The sequence below is a fragment of the Curtobacterium sp. MCBD17_003 genome, assembly GCF_003234885.2.
Taxonomy (GTDB): Bacteria; Actinomycetota; Actinomycetes; order Actinomycetales; family Microbacteriaceae; genus Curtobacterium.
Genome location: NZ_CP126275.1, coordinates 13,102 through 29,698 on the forward strand (window position 1 = coordinate 13,102; position 16,597 = coordinate 29,698).

Consider the following 16,597-nt stretch of genomic DNA (forward strand, 5'->3'; position numbering starts at 1 on the left):
GACACCGGCCGCCGTCGGGGTGCACTGCCCCGAGTGCGTGCGTGAGCAGCGCGCGCAGTTCTCGTCGAACCGCCGGACCGTCGGTCCGAGCACCTTCACGGTGGCACGGCGTCGCTTCGGCATGATCGACCAGAAAGCGACGACGGTCATCGTCGTCGTCAGCGTCGCCATCTGGCTGCTGCAGATGCTGACCGGCGGGACGAACGGGCCGGTCACCGCCGCGCTGGACTACAACCCGTACTGGCTGCCGACGCAGCCGTGGCGGTTGATCACGACGATGTTCGTGCACGGCAGCTTCCTGCACATCCTGTTCAACATGTGGGCCGTGTGGATCTTCGGTCGCATGCTCGAGCAGATGCTCGGGACCTGGCGGTTCGTGGCGCTGTACTTCATCAGCGGTCTCGTCGGTTCGGTGGCGGTGACGGTGCTGGCGCCGCAGACCACGGTGATCGGCGCCTCCGGGGCGATCTTCGGACTGTTCGCGGTGTTCTTCGTGCTCCAGCGGAGTCTCGGCGGCAACGCGGTCCAGATCCTGGTCATCATCGGGCTCAACCTGGTGATCGGGTTCCTGGTCGCCGGCGTCGCATGGCAGGCGCACGTCGGCGGCGTCGTCGCGGGGTTCGTGACGGGCTTCATCTTCACCCGGACCCGCAATGTGCGACGGCGTGGGCTCCAGATCACCCTGCTCGTCGCCGAGGCCGTCGTCGCGGTCGCCATCGCCGCAGCGGCCTACGCCGTGTACACGTGAGCACCGTCGGGAGGCCCGACACACGAAGGCCCGCGGACCGTCCGGTCCGCGGGCCTTCCGCCTCCCCCCGAAGAGGGGGATGAGTTATCCACAGCCATGTCCACATTGGGGATAATCACAGCTGTGTAAGTCCACTAGGCTCCGCCGTCACCCGGCGTACAGATCGTGTTCGCCTCAGCGCCACTTCGTCGTCATGAGGAACCCGATGAACATGATCCCGAAGCCGATCAGGATGTTGAGCGACCCGAGCGTCGGCACGGGCAGCGTTCCCTGCGAGACGTAGAACACGATGACCCAGGCGAGGCCGACGAGCATGAAGCCGAACATGACCGGCTTGAACCACACCGGGTTCGGTGCACCGCCGGCAGTGTCGACCGAGTCGGCTCGGGCCTGCCGGGCGGGCTTCGTACGGTCCTTCTGCTTGGCCATGGCCGGTATCCTACCGTCAACACATCTGCCACCCGCTCGGGTGGGTGGGCTGTCGGACGGGGGACGAACCACATGACCGTGACCGAGGTGCCCGTCGAGGGCGACGCTCACGCCCCGTCCCCGGACACGGGCGGCCGTCGTCGACGCCGAGGCCACGTGACCGTCCTCGGTGTCCTGGGCGACCTGCTCATCACGGCGGGTGTGCTCGTCCTCCTGTTCATCGCGTGGCAGCAGTGGTTCAACGACCTGGTCGTCGCCAAGCAGCACGAACACCAGGCCCAGCAGTTCAGCAAGTCGCTCGGTGCGATCTCGACGCCAGCGCCCACCCCCACGCAGGGGTACGGTCCGCCGAAGGTCAGCGCGCAGCCCGGCAACACCAAGGTGTTCGGCGTCATGTACGTGCCCCGGTTCGGTGCGACCTACGCCGTCCCCATGGCCGGCGGCACGACCACGGCGGGCACACTCGACACGATCGGCATCGGGCACTACGACCGCACCCAGATGCCCGGGCAGGTCGGGAACTTCGCCGTCGCCGGTCACCGCACGACGCACGGCGCCCCGTTCAACCAGATCGCGAACCTCCAGGTCGGCGACAAGATCTACCTCGAGACCGCGGACGGCTTCTACACCTACACGTTCCGCAACCTGGAGTACGTGCCGCCGACGCAGGTGACCGTCCTCGACCAGGACCCCGACGACGTCGGCGTCGCGACGAAGGACCGGATCATGACGATGACGAGCTGCAACCCGATGTACTCGGCGCAGGAGCGCATCGTCGCCTTCAGTGTGTTCGATTCGTGGCAGCCACGGTCCGCGGGAGCGCCGGCGGCCATCGCGTCCGAGGTCAAGGGTTAGGAGACCACATGTACGGTGCGCTCTGGCGGGTCCTGCCCGGTCCGGTGTGGGTACGGATCGTCGAGGTCCTGTTCCTCGTCGCGATCGTCCTCGCCGTCCTCGACCTGTGGGTGTTCCCCTGGGTGCAGGAGCTGATCCCCACCCCCGACGTGACGGTCGGCCACCGATGAGCCGGATCCTGGTCGTGGACAACTACGACAGCTTCGTCTACACGCTCAACGGCTACGTGCAACAGCTCGGTGCCGAGACCGACGTGATCCGCAACGACGCGATCGATGCGGACGCCATCGCCGACCGCATCGCCGAGTACGACGGCGTCCTGCTGTCGCCGGGGCCCGGCGCTCCCGCCGCCGCTGGCGTCTCGATCCCCGCCGTGCATGCTGCGATCGGCGCCGACGTGCCGTTGCTCGGGGTGTGCCTCGGACACCAGGCCATCGCGGAGGCACTCGGGGCCACGGTGACCCACGCCGAGGAACTCATGCACGGCAAGACGTCGAGCGTGATGCACGACGACAGCCCGCTGTTCGTCGGCGTTCCGCAGCCGTTCACGGCGACCCGGTACCACTCGCTCGCGGTGGTCGACGGCACGGTGCCCGACGAACTCGAGGTCACCGCGCGGACGACCGGGGGTGTGATCATGGGAGTCCAGCACCGGGAGGCTCCGGTGTTCGGCGTGCAGTTCCACCCGGAGTCCGTCCTGACCGAGGGTGGGTACCGCATGGTGGGGAACTGGCTCGAGCTGACCGGGCTCGCGGGTGCCGCCACGGCCGCGGACGGACTCGGTCCGCTCATCACGTCGCCCTCGACGGACCGCTGAGGGCGACGCGCGGACCGCTGAGGGCGACGCGCGGGCGACCTGCGGGTCACGCGGCCCGATAAGAATCACGCGGCCCGGTGAGGCTCAGGCGATCTCCGATGAGGGTCACGCGGTCCGGAGAGGACCACGCGGTCCGCTGGAGGCGGCGCCCCGGACGGTCGACGAACCGTCAGTGGTCGTCGTCGCCGTTCCCGGAGTCGCTGCTCTGGGTGGGTGCCGGCGTCGATGTCTGCGTGGGCTGCGCGGAGGCGGCACAGTACGTCAGCTGCACGGTCGAGCCCTGCGGCTGATCGCCCGGCGGGAGCGACTGCTGCGTCACGGTGCTGCCCGTGCAGGTGTAGTCCGGCTGCGGCTGCACGGTGAGCCCGAGGCCTGCGAGTGTGGCGTTCGCCGTCGAGAAGGGCTGCTTCGTGACGTCGGGCAGCTGGATCTTGCCGTTCGAGACGACGATGTTCACGACCGAGCCCTTGTTGACGGTCGTGCCCGAGCCCGGGTCGGTGCTGAGGACGGTGCCTGCGGGCACGGTCGCCGAGTACCCCGAGTTGCTGCTGCCGATCTTGAGGCCCTGCGACTTCAGGGTGGTCTCGGCGGCGCCCTGGGACTGGTTCGTCACGTCCGGCACGGCGACCTGCGCCGGACCGGCCGAGACCACGACCCGGATGTTCTGCTGGGGCGCGACGTTCGTGCCGGCGCCGGGCGTGGTCCGGATGATGGTGTCCTTCGGGACCGACGTCGAGTTCTTGTCGACGCGGACGGCGACGAGATGGCGCTTCTCCAGGGCCTTCTGCCCGGTCTGCCAGGTCGCGCCGGCCACGTTCGGCACGGACACCGACGAGGACACGGACGACGTGGACGGCTGGAGGTTCGCGACCCACCAGACGACGGCGATCACGACGGCTGCGATGACGATGACGCCGAGCCAGATCCACGCCACGGGCGGTCGGCTCTGCGTCCGCTGCGGGCGGGCGTCATCGGGGTCGTCGAGCTCGCGGAAGGCCGCGTCGGCGCTGTCGGAGGTCCGGGGGTCGACGCCGAACAGGACGGTCGAGGCGTCGGCGGCGGCCGGTAGTCGACGCGCCGCGGGGACGTGCCCGGACGCGGCCTGCTGGAGGTCACGGCGGAACTCCGCGGCGCTCTGGAACCGCTGGGACCGGTCCTTCGCGAGGGCGCGCAGCGTGACCGCGTCGAGTGCGGGCGACACGGCTGGGTTCACGGTGCTCGGGGCGGCCGGCTGCTCGCTGACGTGCTGGTACGCGACCGCCACGGGCGAGTCCCCGCGGAACGGCGGACGACCGGTGAGCAGCTCGAACAGGACGATGCCCGTCGAGTACAGGTCGGTGCGGGCGTCGACGGTCTCGCCGCGGGCCTGCTCGGGGGAGAAGTACGAGGCGGTTCCGAGGATCGCGGTCGTCTGGGCCACGGTCGCCGAGGTGTCGGTGATGGCCCGCGCGATCCCGAAGTCCATGACCTTGACCTGGCCGGACTGCGTCACCATGACGTTCGCGGGCTTGATGTCCCGGTGCACGACACCCGCACGGTGGCTGTACTCGAGCGCGGTGAGGATGCCCTCGGTGATGCGGACGGCCTCGTCCGGAGCGAGCGGGCCGTCGGTGAGGATGTCGCTGAGCGGACGGCCCTCGACGAACTCCATGACGATGTACGGCACCTGGACCTCGGCACCGGAGGGCTCGGTCACCGTTTCCTCACCGGCGTCGTACACGCGGACGATGGTCGGGTGGGCCATGCGCGCGGCGGCCTGGGCCTCTTGCCGGAAGCGCGTGCGGAACGAGGGGTCGTTCGCCAGGCTCGGCTTGAGGAGCTTGACCGCGACCCGACGACCGAGCCGGGTGTCGTTGCCGATGTGGACCGTCGCCATGCCGCCCCGGCCGATCGTGTCGCCGATCTCGTACCGGCCGGCGAGGAGGGAGATCCCCGCGGTCACACCTTCTGCCACGTGTCCTCCGAGTGTCCGTCGCGATCAGTGTACGGCAGGGGTTCCTGACGGATCGCTGGCGCGGGGGACCCGGTGGCGAACCGTTATCGGAAGGTCATCAGCGGTGCAGACCGACCCGGTTCGCGATCTGGTCGAGCACGTTGTTCGTGTCGTCGTTCGAGGTGCCGGGGGTACCCGGGGTCCCGGCGGAGCTCGGTGTGGGCGTGCTCGTCGCGGCCGGCTGGTACTGCACGGTGAGCGGCTGGGACGAGCCCGACTGCAGGTCCCCGCAGTTGACGGTGTAGGTGAGGGACACCGTTCCGGGCGAGCCGGCGGAGACGCGGACCGACGTGCCGCGGGTCGCCCCCGAGGACGCCCCGGAGCCGTCCGTGCCGTTCTGGATCGTGTACGAGTACCCGGTGAGGCTGTAGCCGGTCGGGCACTGCGTGTACGCCGGCCAGGTCGCCGTGAAGGTGCCGTCCGACGAGATCGGCGAGGCGGTGGCCGTGGACGGGGTGGGCGCCGACGGCATGGGCCCGTAGGCCTTGACGGTGATGGTGGAGCCGTACGGCAGGTTGCCGGTGGGGTCGATGGACTGCACCGTGTTCTCCGGCGTCGTGCTCGACGCCGGATCGCCGGTGACGACCTTGACGGTGAACCCTTCGGCGCGCAGCGCGGCCGCCACGTCGTCGACGTTCTTGCCCGTGTAGTCGCCCTCGTTCACCGTGACGGTCTGGGGCTGGGCGGTGGTCGGCGTGGAACTCGGGCTGTCGCTCGGCTCGGACCGCTTCGGCGTGGACGCGTGCGATGGGGTCTCCGACGCGCTCGGGTCCTGCTGGTTGCCGCGGTTCGCGAACACGATGCCGCCGATGACGAGCGCCGCGACGAGGAGCGCCCCGAGGACGATGAGGGGCCACAACCAGGGCCGGCGCTTCCGGCCGTCGTCGTCGGGAGTCGGGGGGGTGCCGGGGCCCCTGGGCACGGCCGGCCCCGGCGTCGGAGCGAGCCGCTGCGTGGCCTGGGTCCCGATGATGCTCGTGGCGTCGTCGTTGCCGACCGGCGGGTTGAAGGCGACCGTGGCTGCGCCGAGCGCCGGGACGGCGACGGTGGCCGCGGCGACGTCACCACGTCGGAGTGCCTGCGCCGCGCGGGCGAGGTTCGCCGCGGTCGCCGGGCGGTCGGCGGGCTTCTTCGCGATGCAGGACATCACCAGATCGCGCACGGGCTCGGGGATCGACGCCGGGAGCTCCGGGGGCTGCTCGTTGATGTGCGCCATCGCGATCGCGACCTGGGACTCACCCGTGAACGGACGCTTGCCCGCGAGGCACTCGTAGGCGACGATCCCGAGCGAGTAGATGTCCGTCGAGGGCGACGCCGGGTGACCGCTCGCCTGCTCCGGCGACAGGTACTGCACGGTGCCCATCACCTGACCCGTCGCGGTCAGGGGGACCTGGTCGGCGATGCGCGCGATGCCGAAGTCCGTGATCTTCACCCGGCCGTCCGGGGTGATCAGCAGGTTGCCGGGCTTGATGTCCCGGTGCACCAGCCCGACCGCGTGCGCGGCCTGCAGGGCGTTGGCAGTCTGCGCGACGATGTCGAGGACCTTGTCGACGGGGAGTGTGTGCTCACGCTCGAGCAGCGTCGAGAGCGCCTCGCCGGGGACGAGTTCCATGACGAGGTAGGCGCTGCCGTCCTCTTCGCCGTAGTCGAAGACGTTCGCGATGCCCTCGTGGTTGACGAGTGCCGCGTGTCGGGCCTCCGCGCGGAAGCGCTCGAGGAACCCGGGGTCGCCGAGGTACTCGTCCTTGAGGATCTTGAGCGCGACGGTGCGACCGATGACGAGGTCGGTCGCCTGCCACACCTCGCCCATGCCGCCGATCGCGACGCGGGAGGAGAGCTGGTACCGCCCACCGAAGGTGAGTCCGCTGGTGGGTCTCATTTGTTCAGCACCGCCTCCATGACTTTCTTCGCGATCGGAGCCGCGACCGTGTTGCCCACGCCCTGTTGTCCGAGTCCGCCGCCGTTCCCCACGACCACGGCGACGGCGACCTGCGGGTCCTTCGCGGGGGCGAACCCGGTGAACCAGAGCGTGTAGGGATCGCCCGTCCCGTTCTCGGCGGTGCCCGTCTTACCCGCCACGTCGACCCCGTCGATTCTCGCATTGGTGCCGGTGCCGTTGTCGACGACGCTCTCCATGGCCTTGGTCAGGTCGGAGGCGACGTCGGACGAGATCGGGTCGCCGTACTGCTTGGCCTGGAACGGGACCACCGTCTTCAGGTCGCTCGTCGTGATCTTGTCGATGAGCGTGGGGCTCATCACCCGGCCGCCGTTCGCGATGCCGGCCGACACCATCGCCATCTGGAGCGGGGTCACCCGGACGCTCTGCTGACCGAAGGCACTCCGCATGAGCTCGGCGGTGCCGTCGGTCTGCGGGTACTGGCTCGGCGTGCTCGCCATCGGCACGTGGATGCTGTCGCCGAAGCCGTACTGCTTGGCCATCGCGTTGATGGCGTCGTAGCCGAGCTTCTGGCCGAGCTCCGCGAACGGGATGTTGCACGAGTTCTGGATCGCGACGGCGATGGTGACCGTGTTGCCACCGCCGCAGGACCCGCCCTCTGCGTTGTTGATCGTGCGGCTCGTGCCCGGCAGGGTCAGTGTCGACGGGTTCGGCAGTGTCGAGTCGAGGTCGTAGTCACCGCTCGCGAAGGCGGCGGACGCGACGATCAGCTTGAACGTGGACCCCGGCGCGTACAGGTCGCCGGCGATCGCGCGGTTCTGCAGCGGCTGGCTCTCGGCGGACAGGAGGGCGTGGTACTGGGCCAGGACCTGCTTCGTGTCGTGCACGGCGAGGGTGTTGGGGTCGAACGACGCCTTCGACACCATGGCGAGGATCTTGCCGGTCTTCGGCTCGATGGCGACGACCGCGCCGGTGTTCGAGCCGAGTGCGTCGAACGCGGCCTGCTGCACCTGCGGGTCGATCGTCAGGTTGACGTCGTCGCCCTGGACGTCCTGCCCGGTGAGGATCGAGTTGATGTTGCTGAAGAAGCTGTCGGAACTCGTGCCCGCGAGGTAGGAGTTCTCGGCGCTCTCGACCCCGGTCTCGCCCTGCCCGATGGTGAAGTACCCGGTCACGGCGCTGTACAGGTCGCCGTTCGCGTAGGTGCGCTGGTAGTTGTACTGGTCGTCCACGGGCTTCGACTCGGCGATGGGGGTGCCGTCGACCAGGATCGCCCCGCGCTTGGTCGAGTAGCTGTCGAGGATCGTCCGGGAGTTCCGGGAGTCGGCCCGGAGCTGCTGGGCCGAGAAGAACTGGATGCTCGTCGTCGACACGAAGAGCGCGACGAACATGAGCACGACCACGGTCGAGATCGAGCGGAGTTGGCGTTTCACGGGCGGGTCACCGTCCTGTCCTCGTGTCGATGGCGGCCGTGGCGGCGCCCTGCTGCACCCGCTGCTCCGCCGGGACGGAGTCGGTGAGGCGCAGGAGCATCGCCGCGATGATCCAGTTCGCCACGAGTGAGGAGCCACCCGCGGCCATGAACGGCGTGGTCAGACCCGTCACGGGGATGACGCGCGTGACACCGCCGATCACGATGAAGGTCTGCAGCGCGATGACGAAGCCGAGCCCGACCCCGAGGAGTCGGCCGAAGTCGTCCTGGCCGGCGTACGCCACGCGGAACCCGCGCGAGACGAGCAGGAGGAACAGTCCGAGGATCGCGAAGACGCCGACGAGCCCGAGTTCTTCGCCGATGGCCGAGAAGATGTAGTCGCTCTGGGCGAGCGGGGTCAGGTACGGGCGTCCCTGGCCGAGGCCCGTGCCGGTGATGCCGCCGTTGGCGAACCCGAACAGACCCGTCACGAGCTGGTAGCTCCCGGAGAACTGCCGGTTGTAGATGGTGTTGTCGAACGGCTCGAGCCAGGCCTGGAACCGGCCGTGCACGTAGGTGAGGGTCTGCGCGGCGATGAGCGCGCCTCCCACGAACAGGATCAAGCCGATGATCACCCAACTCGCGCGGCCCGTGGCCACGTAGATCATCACGAGGAACAGGCCGAAGTAGAGCAGCGAGGTCCCGAGGTCGCGCTGGAACACGAGGACGCTCATCGCCGCGCCCCACACGATGAGGATCGGCCCGAGGTCGCGGGCCCGCGGCAGCTGCACACCGAGGATCCGGCGGCCCACGATCGACAGGCTGTCGCGCGCCGTCACGAGGTACCCGGCGAAGAACAGCGCGAGCGAGATCTTGGCGAGCTCGCCCGGCTGGAACGAGAACGGTCCGATGCCGATCCAGACGCGCGCGCCGTAGATGGTGCGTCCGATCCCGGGCAGCATCGGCAGCAACAACAGCACGATGCTGACGAGCATGAAGATGTAGCGGTAGCGCTGGAGGAAGCGGTGGTTCCGGACGAGCAGGAGCACCAGGATCGCCATCACCATGGCCATGCAGGTCCAGGCGATCTGCCGGACCCCGGCGCTGCCCCATCCGGTGGCGCTCGGTGTGTGCAGGTCGATCCGGTAGATCTCGGCGATCCCGATGCCGTTGAGCACGATGGCGATCGGCAGGATGAACGGGTCCGCGTTCTTCGCGACGATGCGGAGGACCACGTGCATCACGAGGGCCAGCACGAGGATGGCCGCGCCCTCGATCAGGATCGGCACGTCGATCCGGTTGTGCACGCCGAGCTGGACGAGCAGCATCGCGCCGGCGCAGATGCCGCAGGCGATGACGAGGAGGCCGAGCTCCAGGTTGCGGGCGCGCGCCGGTTCGCGCAGCTTGATGGTGATGGTCTGCGTCAGGGACTGGCGGGCGGCGATGTCAGCCATGCGCGCCTCCCGTCGGCGTCGGCGTGGGTGTGGGCGTCGGCGTCCCGGTGCCGTCACCGTCCGCGTCGGACTCGGCCGCGGCCTCCAGACGGCGGATGATGGCCCGCGCGTCCGACAGGGACGACGCGTTGATGGTCTGGCGGACGTTCTCACGCGTGTACGCGGGCAGGTCGCCGACCCGGAGGTCCGAGTCCTCGTACACACTCGACAGGTGCACCGGACCGATGCCCTGCTGCACGCCCTTGAAGATGGCCACGTTGCTGCCGTCGGCGCCCACGTAGTAGTGCTGTTGGGTCCACCGGTAGCCGAGGAACACGACGCCGACGAGCACGACGACCGCAGCGACCAACGCGATCGTCCACGAGATGCGACGACGCAGGCGCCGGCGGCGGTCCTCCGCGATGAGCTCGGCGAAGTACTGGTCGGACTCGGGCTCGAAGTGTGAGTCCTCGGGCGCCGTCGTGACCTTGAGGGGGTGGAGCAGGATCGTCGGCAGCCGGATCGGCTTGCGGCCCGTCGACGCCTCGAACGTCAGCGGCGCCGCGGCGGACCCGACGGTCGTCGCGGCGTCGTCGACGTCGTCCGGGACGTCCTCGGTCACGTCCATCACCACGACGGTGACGTTGTCCGGTGCGCCGTGGTCGAGGGTCTCCTTGACGAGGCGCTGCGTCACCTGGTTGGCGTCCATCTCGGACGCGAGCGCGTGGCGGATGCGCTCCTCGGCGAGGTAGCTCGACAGGCCGTCGGAGCAGAGCAGCCACCGGTCACCGGGCTGGATGTCCATGACCGCGGTGTCGACCTCGGGCGCCGCGTCGACGTCGCCGAGCACCCGCATGAGGACGGACCGCCGCGGGTGGACCGCGGCTTCCTCCGGCGTGATGCGCCCGCTGTCGACCAACCGCTGCACGAAGGTGTGGTCGGCGGTGATCTGCTTGAGCTCGCCGTCCCGGAAGCGGTAGATGCGGGAGTCGCCGATGTGCGCGATCGCGATCTGGTCGCCCACGCGGATCATCGCGGACACGGTCGTGCCCATGCCCGTGAGCTCCTGGTGCTCGAACACCGTCTCGGTGATGAGCTGGTTCGCCGCGATGAGCGCGGCCTGCAGCGCGAACTCCGCGTCGTGGGCCGACGGGAACTCGCGGTCGACCTCACGGATGCGGCGGATCGCGATCGCGGAGGCGACGTCACCCCCCGCGTGCCCGCCCATGCCGTCGGCGACCGCGAACAGGTACGCCCCCGAGTAGCCGGAGTCCTGGTTGTTCGCGCGGATCCGGCCCACGTGGGACACGGCGGCACTGAGGGTACGGGCTGCCATCCGGCGCTACCGCCGCAGCTCGAACGTCGTCGTCCCGATGGTGATCGGGGTGCGCTCCCGGACCGGCATGGGCGCGGAGACGCGCTGGCCGTCGAGGAAGGTGCCGTTCGTGGAGTCGAGGTCGGTGATGAACCACCCCTCGGGGCGGAGGTCGAGGCGGGCGTGGTTGGTGGACGTGTAGTCGTCGCGGATGACGACGTTGCTGTCGCTCGCTCGACCGATCGTGATCGGACCGCGCCCGAGGGGCATCTCCATGCCCTCGCGCGCGCCGTCGGTGATGACGAGTCGGGTGGCGACCTGCGTGGCGGACGCGGGTGGGCCTCCAGGCCGGATGGCCTCGGTGAACGCGCCCGGATCCGCGCGGCCAGCCGTGGCGTTGGTCGGCAGTGGCGGCGTGCTCGGACCCTGCTGCTGGTTCTTGGCGTCGGTCGGGATGGACCGGGTGCGTTGCCCGAACAGATCGCTCCGGAGGGCGAACACGATCGCGAACACGAACAGCCACAGCACCGCGAGGAACGCGAAGCGCAGCACGAGGAGTGTCAGGCTGCTCGTCATCACGCTCCTCCGTCGGCTTCCGGGACCACCCGGAACACCATACGGGTCCGTCCGATCTCGATGGTGGAGTCCGGCTCGACGATCGCACGCTCGAAGCGCTCTCCGTTCAGCTTGGATCCGTTCGTCGAGCCGAGGTCCGTCGCCTGCGCGTGCTTGCCGTCCCACACGACCTCGACGTGCCGACGGCTCGTGCCGGTGTCGGCGACCGTGATGTCGGCGTCCGAACCGCGACCGATGACGGTGCGGCCGACCTTGAGGTGATGGCGCTGCGATCCGATGTCGAGCACGCCGGCCCACGTGACGTCACGACGGACCGTCGTGGAGTCGACCTGCAGGATCCCGGTCGAGAGCGTGCCGTCCTGCCGCAGCGTGATCTGGACCGGACCGGAGAACGAGTAGTTCTGTGCGACCGCGTGCTGCTGGACGAGGCCGGTGAGCTCGTCGATGAGCGGCCGGCCGATGTCGTTCATGCGCGAGTAGTCCGGCGGCGCGAGCCGGACCGTGAACTCGTTCGGCACGAGGATGCGCTCGCGCGTGACCACCGCCGCCTTGGTGTCCAGCTCGCGTCGGAGCGCCGCCGAGATCTCGACCGGCTGCACGCCCGAGCGGAAGGTCTTCGCGAACGCGCCGTTGACCGCGCGCTCGAGCCCTCGCTCGAAACTGTCCAGTAGGCCCATGGGTCTCCCGTGATCGCGGTCGCCGACTCATGCATGGTAGTGGTTGGCGTGGGTTCCTTCCTGTGCGTGCTAGAGTCGTCCGGCTGGCGCGAGTGGCGGAATTGGTAGACGCGCACGGTTCAGGTCCGTGTGCCCGTGAGGGCGTGGGGGTTCAAGTCCCCCCTCGCGCACCAGGCATGGAGGCCCCGGGAACACCCGGGGCCTTCGTCGTTCCCGGGGATGCTGGAGCCCGCCGGACGGCCTGTCCGACCGCGCCCTGCGGTTCGTGGACCCCACCATCGACGCCGCCGACGGGCCGGCTGACGCCGATGCACTCCGCGAGCGGTGCCTCCAGACCCTGCGGTCAGAACGGGCGTCGCTCCGGGCGACATCCGTCGTCACCGCCACTCGTGCGCCCGACGGGGAACGGGCGCGTCAGAGCACGACGGACCCGAGCACCCGGTGCGCGATCGAGATCGACTCGCCCGAGACCACCGAACGCGGGGACGACAGGAACGCCACGAGGTCGGCGATCTGCTCCGGGCTCGATTCGCCGCCGCGGCCGGGCGTGACCTCGGCCGAGGGCGTGTCGGTGACGGTGCCGGGGTTGACGACGTTGAGCGTCACGCCCGAACCGGCGAGCTCGTCGGCCAGGTTCTTCGCGATGACGTTCGTCGCCGCGTTGCGGACCGAGGTCGTGACGTTCCCGGTCAGGTAGGCGTTCTGCCCGCTGAGCACGACGACCCGACCGTGGCCGGCGGCGCGCATGCCGGGGAGGACCGCGTTCGCGACCCGGAGGAAGCCCAGGGCCTTGCCGTCGATGGCGTGCAGCACCTGCTCCGGGTCCGACGCGCGTGCAGGGTCGAGCGTGCCGGCAGCGGGGGCCGCCGTGACGACGAGGACGTCGATGTGGCCGTGGCGGTCGACGACCTCGCCCACGGCGCGCTCGACGGAGCCGGCATCGCCGGTGTCGAGCCGGACGGTGTCGGGTCCGGGGTCGGCGCTCCGCGACGCGATGACGACGGACGCGCCTTCGCGGCGGAGTCGGTCGGCCACGGCGCTGCCGATGTAGCCCTGTCCGCCGACGACGAGTGCGACGCTGTCCGTGAGTTCGAGGTCCACGACGCCACGGTATGCCCCACGCGGGGTCGAGGTGCGGGTCGTGCTCATGAGGTCGTGCTCGTCGGGTCGTGCTCGACACCCCCGATTCGGCATGCCGGGCATGAAGTACCGTGCCGGTACCGGATCAGAGCAGGAGCAGCATGACCACCCCCATCGCGAGCGCACCGCGGCGCTTCGCCGCCCTGCGCGATCGGCACTCGCGCCCCTACCTGTTCACCGCGGGTCTGTCGATGATGGGCGACAACATCGAGCACGTCATCACGTACTGGGTGCTCTGGCAGCGGTTCCACTCCCCGGCACTCGTCGGGTTCGAGGTCGTCAGTCACTGGCTGCCGTTCCTGCTGCTCTCGGTGTGGTTCGGCACGCTGGCCGAGCGGTACGACTGCCGCCGGCTCATCCAGATCGCGCAGGGCATGTTCATGCTCGTGTCGGTGGCCTGGGGTGTGCTGTTCCTGACCGGGACCCTGCACATCTGGGAGGCCTGCCTGCTCCTCGTGCTGCACGGCATGGCCGGCGCACTGTGGGCACCCGCGGAACAGCTCCTGCTGCACGACTTCGCCGAACCGGCGGAACTGACGAGCGCGGTGCGGCTCAACGCGACGTTCCGGAGCCTCGGGATCCTGTTCGGGCCGGTCGTCGGCTCGGCGCTGCTGCTCGGGCTCGGGTCGACGTGGGGGATCTTCGCGAACGTCCTGTTCTACGTGCCCATGACGCTCCTCATGCTCCGGACGCCGTACACCGGCCACACCCGGAGCGGGTCCGTGCACCGCGCCCGCGTCTCGCTGCTCGACACCGGCAAGGTGCTCCGGAGCGTCGGCGGCGACCGCGTGCTCATCGGGATGATCGTGCTCGCCGGCCTCACCGCGCTGTGCATCGGCGGGGCGCTGCAGGTCGCGATCCCGTCGTTCGCCGACGCCCTGGGGGCCGGGGACGCCGGACTCGCGTACGGGCTGCTGCTGTTCGCCAACGGCGCGGGTGGTGTGCTCGGCGGGTTCCTGCTCGAGGCCACGGGCGCGATCAAGCCGAACACCCGGGCGGCGGTCGCGGCGGGTGTCCTGTTCGGGCTGACGACGATCGCCGTCGCGGTGACCGGGAACTACGTCGTCGCGGTGCTCGCGCTGCTCGTGGGCGGTGTCGCGAACATGGCGGGCATGTCGATCGGGCAGGCCGTCGTGCAGCTCCGGGCGCCGCTCGACCAGCGCGGCCGCGTGGTCGGGGTCTACAACATGTTCGGCAGTGGCCTGCGCACGGGCAACGGCATCACGCTGGCGGTGCTCGGTGCGGCCGTCGGGGTCGGCTCGGCGGTCGCGATCGGTGCCGCGGTGCTCGTGGTCGGGACGCTCGTGGTGGCGCTCGTCATCGCACGGCGGGATGCTGCCGAGCGCGGTGGTGTCACCGAGCGGTGAACCGCGTTCGTCCGTTCGAACACCACGATCGCGGTGTTCGAACGGCAGCGGGGTGTTCGACGCACGGCCGGCGACCGCGCGGGGCGACCGCGGCCGGCGATCAGCGCGCTGGGACCGCCGCCCGGAACCGCGCCCGCACCACCGAGGGCGTCGACCCCGTGTGCCGCCGGATGAGCGCGCGCAGGTTCGCGGTCGTCCCGAGTCCGCTCCGCTGTGCCACGAGGTCCAGGGGCAGGTCGTCCCGCTCGAGCAGCCGTTCCGCCAGGAGCACCCGCCGCCCCGTCAGCCAGGCGAGCGGCGTGCTGCCGACCTCGGCACGGAACCGCCGGTGCAGCGTGGTGACCCCGACGTGCGCGTGGGCGGCGAGGTCCGCGACGGTCAGGGGCTCGGCCAGGTGCTCCTCGGCCCAGTCGAGCGTCGCCGACAGGGGTGTGTGGGTGACGCGCGGCACCGACCGCTCGACGAACTGCCGCTGACCGCCGTCGCGGAAGGCCGCGAACACCAGGCGTCGGCTCACCTGGTTCGCCACCTCGGCGCCGTGGTCGTTCCGCACGATGTGGAGGCCCAGGTCGAGCGCCGCCGCGCTGCCGGCGGACGTCAGGACGTCGCCGTCGTCGACGAACAGCACGTCGGGGCGGAGGTCGACGTCGGGGAAGCGCGCCCGGAAGTCGTCGGCGAGCTGCCAGTGCACGGCAGCCGGTCTGCCGGACAGGAGGCCAGCCTCCGCGAGCGTGTACGCCCCGGTGCACAGACCGACCATGCGGGCGCCGCGGTCGTGGGCCTCCCGGATCGCGCGGAGGACCGCCGGGCGTGAGGCGGTCTCGACGTCGGGACGGTTCGGCACGATCACGGTGTCCGCCGTCGCCAGGGCGGACAGGTCGTCGTCGGCGGTGATCCGGAACAGGCCGTCGCGCATGGTCGTCCGGCGACCCGGCGCGACGATCCGGAGTGTGTAGGGCTCGAAGCCGAGGTCCCGGGCGCGGCGGGCACCGAACACCTCGCAGGCGCACGCCATCTCGAAGGGGTTCGAGCCCTCGTCGACGACGAGCACCACCCGGTGCGGTGTCCCACGACCACGCGGGACGGTCCCGGCGTCGGGTTGCAACGATCCTTGCGACATCGGGCATTCCTACCATGCTCGACCGCCGCTGCCGATCCCTACGCTGACGGGCGGAGACGGGCGCACGGCCCGGCCCGAGGACGAGGAGGACCACGTGGACGACAAGGTGACGCTGGCGGACGAAGCGGCGACGTTGACCGAGTTCTGGTCGCAGCGTGTCCTCGCCGAGGCGAACGGGCAGCTGTTCAAGGTGGCCAAGGGCATCGGCTCCACGCGGTGGCACGCGCACGACGACCAGGACGAGACGTTCCTGCTGCTCAGCGGACGCCTGCGCATCCAGTTGCGGGACCGCGACGTCGACCTCGCGCCGGGCGACCTGTTCGTCGTCCCGCGGGGGGTCGAGCACTGCCCGGTGGCCGATGAGGAGGTCCGGTTCCTCATCGTCGGCCCCGAGGTGACCTCGACCGCGGCCGGTGGCAAGCCGGAGTGGAGCGAGGACGGCGGGACGCCCCCGGTGTCCTGACGCAGCGGCACCGGGACGAACCGGTGCGTTCCCGTCGAACACCCGGATGACGGTGTTCGAACGGCAGTGGGGTGTGCAACGGCAGCGGGGGTGCGAACGGCAGCAGGGTGCGCGACGGCAGCAGGGTGTGCGACAGCGACAGCGGCAGCGTGTGCGAGGTCATCGCCGACGCACAGCCCGTGCACCGACGCCGGACAGGATCGAGCGCTGCTCGCGTGAGCGCTCTCGACACGCTGTGGCAAGAGGGTGTTGCAACTCCATTCCATCGTTGTAAAGTCACCCCAGACCCGCCGCGCCGTCGGTGGGATCGGTCCGTCCCGATGGAGTGATGCCATGACCGCAACCCGAACGACCCG

General features: G+C 70.2%; 16 protein-coding genes and 1 tRNA gene. 7 read left to right on the top strand and 10 right to left on the bottom strand.

What is annotated here, in order from left to right:
- Positions 1–37 precede the first annotated feature (37 nt).
- Positions 38–748: a rhomboid family intramembrane serine protease gene (locus DEI88_RS00065; RefSeq protein ID WP_258390711.1), complete on the top strand. Its 711-nt coding sequence runs from the start codon at positions 38–40 to the stop codon at positions 746–748.
- Between the two features lie 174 nt (positions 749–922).
- On the opposite strand, the gene DEI88_RS00070 is transcribed toward DEI88_RS00065, so the two are convergent.
- On the bottom strand, positions 923–1,177 hold the full coding sequence (locus DEI88_RS00070) for a cell division protein CrgA (protein ID WP_111010790.1): 255 nt from the start codon (positions 1,175–1,177) through the stop codon (positions 923–925).
- 72 nt (positions 1,178–1,249) lie between these two features.
- Here DEI88_RS00070 and DEI88_RS00075 point away from each other — a divergent pair, with 72 nt between their 5' ends.
- The 3 genes from DEI88_RS00075 to DEI88_RS00085 are packed head-to-tail and all read left to right on the top strand — an operon-like array spanning position 1,250 to position 2,849.
- A complete protein-coding gene (locus tag DEI88_RS00075) occupies positions 1,250–2,032 on the top strand; it encodes a class E sortase (RefSeq protein WP_111071974.1) in 783 nt (260 codons plus the stop codon).
- 8 nt (positions 2,033–2,040) lie between these two features.
- Positions 2,041–2,202, top strand: coding sequence for a hypothetical protein (locus DEI88_RS00080; RefSeq protein ID WP_181441217.1), 162 nt, complete (start codon positions 2,041–2,043; stop codon positions 2,200–2,202).
- Positions 2,199–2,849: an anthranilate synthase component II gene (locus tag DEI88_RS00085; protein WP_111071975.1), complete on the top strand. Its 651-nt coding sequence runs from the start codon at positions 2,199–2,201 to the stop codon at positions 2,847–2,849. Before DEI88_RS00080 ends, DEI88_RS00085 begins: the two co-directional genes overlap by 4 nt.
- 169 nt (positions 2,850–3,018) lie before the next feature.
- On the opposite strand, the gene pknB is transcribed toward DEI88_RS00085, so the two are convergent.
- From pknB to DEI88_RS00120, 7 genes are all read right to left on the bottom strand, one after another.
- On the bottom strand, positions 3,019–4,803 hold the full coding sequence (pknB, locus tag DEI88_RS00090; RefSeq protein ID WP_258375037.1) for a Stk1 family PASTA domain-containing Ser/Thr kinase: 1,785 nt from the start codon (positions 4,801–4,803) through the stop codon (positions 3,019–3,021).
- Between the two features lie 97 nt (positions 4,804–4,900).
- Entirely contained in the window at positions 4,901–6,721 is a 1,821-nt protein-coding gene (locus DEI88_RS00095; protein ID WP_111071977.1) for a protein kinase domain-containing protein, read from the bottom strand.
- On the bottom strand, positions 6,718–8,172 hold the full coding sequence (locus DEI88_RS00100; RefSeq protein ID WP_111011937.1) for a peptidoglycan D,D-transpeptidase FtsI family protein: 1,455 nt from the start codon (positions 8,170–8,172) through the stop codon (positions 6,718–6,720). Before DEI88_RS00100 ends, DEI88_RS00095 begins: the two co-directional genes overlap by 4 nt.
- A 7-nt stretch (positions 8,173–8,179) precedes the next feature.
- On the bottom strand, positions 8,180–9,604 hold the full coding sequence (locus DEI88_RS00105; RefSeq protein ID WP_111071978.1) for an FtsW/RodA/SpoVE family cell cycle protein: 1,425 nt from the start codon (positions 9,602–9,604) through the stop codon (positions 8,180–8,182).
- Positions 9,597–10,919 (bottom strand): Stp1/IreP family PP2C-type Ser/Thr phosphatase, encoded by a 1,323-nt coding sequence (locus tag DEI88_RS00110; protein WP_111035749.1) that lies wholly within the window; start codon positions 10,917–10,919, stop codon positions 9,597–9,599. The genes DEI88_RS00105 and DEI88_RS00110 overlap by 8 nt, the downstream gene beginning before the upstream one ends.
- A 6-nt stretch (positions 10,920–10,925) precedes the next feature.
- Positions 10,926–11,474, bottom strand: coding sequence for an FHA domain-containing protein FhaB/FipA (locus DEI88_RS00115; RefSeq protein WP_111010798.1), 549 nt, complete (start codon positions 11,472–11,474; stop codon positions 10,926–10,928).
- Positions 11,474–12,151 carry an FHA domain-containing protein gene (locus DEI88_RS00120; protein ID WP_111010799.1) on the bottom strand — a complete coding sequence of 226 codons (678 nt, stop codon included), beginning with the start codon at positions 12,149–12,151 and terminating at the stop codon, positions 11,474–11,476. The genes DEI88_RS00115 and DEI88_RS00120 overlap by 1 nt, the downstream gene beginning before the upstream one ends.
- Positions 12,152–12,237: 86 nt before the next feature.
- On the opposite strand from DEI88_RS00120, the gene DEI88_RS00125 reads away from it, so the two are divergent.
- Positions 12,238–12,324 (top strand) — tRNA-Leu (locus tag DEI88_RS00125).
- Positions 12,325–12,565: 241 nt separating this feature from the next.
- Here the strand turns inward: DEI88_RS00125 and DEI88_RS00130 are convergent.
- Entirely contained in the window at positions 12,566–13,252 is a 687-nt protein-coding gene (locus DEI88_RS00130) for an SDR family NAD(P)-dependent oxidoreductase (RefSeq protein WP_111072042.1), read from the bottom strand.
- 140 nt (positions 13,253–13,392) lie between these two features.
- On the opposite strand from DEI88_RS00130, the gene DEI88_RS00135 reads away from it, so the two are divergent.
- The gene (locus tag DEI88_RS00135; RefSeq protein ID WP_111010379.1) at positions 13,393–14,658 is read left to right on the top strand and encodes an MFS transporter; all 1,266 of its coding nucleotides are present in this window, start codon (positions 13,393–13,395) and stop codon (positions 14,656–14,658) included.
- A gap of 100 nt (positions 14,659–14,758) precedes the next feature.
- On the opposite strand, the gene DEI88_RS00140 is transcribed toward DEI88_RS00135, so the two are convergent.
- Positions 14,759–15,778, bottom strand: a complete 1,020-nt coding sequence (locus DEI88_RS00140) for a GlxA family transcriptional regulator (RefSeq protein ID WP_111035745.1) — start codon at positions 15,776–15,778, stop codon at positions 14,759–14,761.
- 94 nt (positions 15,779–15,872) lie between these two features.
- Here DEI88_RS00140 and DEI88_RS00145 point away from each other — a divergent pair, with 94 nt between their 5' ends.
- Entirely contained in the window at positions 15,873–16,241 is a 369-nt protein-coding gene (locus DEI88_RS00145) for a cupin domain-containing protein (RefSeq protein ID WP_111010377.1), read from the top strand.
- Positions 16,242–16,597 lie beyond the last annotated feature (356 nt).

Excerpts from the sequence above, each read along its gene's own strand:
- DEI88_RS00070 (WP_111010790.1), bottom strand. The coding sequence starts at position 1,177 with ATGGCCAAGCAGAAGGACCGTACGAAGCCCGCCCGGCAGGCCCGAGCC.
- DEI88_RS00075 (WP_111071974.1), top strand. The coding sequence starts at position 1,250 with ATGACCGTGACCGAGGTGCCCGTCGAGGGCGACGCTCACGCCCCGTCC.
- DEI88_RS00080 (WP_181441217.1), top strand. The coding sequence starts at position 2,041 with ATGTACGGTGCGCTCTGGCGGGTCCTGCCCGGTCCGGTGTGGGTACGG.
- DEI88_RS00085 (WP_111071975.1), top strand. The coding sequence starts at position 2,199 with ATGAGCCGGATCCTGGTCGTGGACAACTACGACAGCTTCGTCTACACG.
- DEI88_RS00095 (WP_111071977.1), bottom strand. The coding sequence starts at position 6,721 with ATGAGACCCACCAGCGGACTCACCTTCGGTGGGCGGTACCAGCTCTCC.
- DEI88_RS00105 (WP_111071978.1), bottom strand. The coding sequence starts at position 9,604 with ATGGCTGACATCGCCGCCCGCCAGTCCCTGACGCAGACCATCACCATC.
- DEI88_RS00110 (WP_111035749.1), bottom strand. The coding sequence starts at position 10,919 with ATGGCAGCCCGTACCCTCAGTGCCGCCGTGTCCCACGTGGGCCGGATC.
- DEI88_RS00115 (WP_111010798.1), bottom strand. The coding sequence starts at position 11,474 with ATGACGAGCAGCCTGACACTCCTCGTGCTGCGCTTCGCGTTCCTCGCG.
- DEI88_RS00120 (WP_111010799.1), bottom strand. The coding sequence starts at position 12,151 with ATGGGCCTACTGGACAGTTTCGAGCGAGGGCTCGAGCGCGCGGTCAAC.
- DEI88_RS00135 (WP_111010379.1), top strand. The coding sequence starts at position 13,393 with ATGACCACCCCCATCGCGAGCGCACCGCGGCGCTTCGCCGCCCTGCGC.
- DEI88_RS00140 (WP_111035745.1), bottom strand. The coding sequence starts at position 15,778 with ATGTCGCAAGGATCGTTGCAACCCGACGCCGGGACCGTCCCGCGTGGT.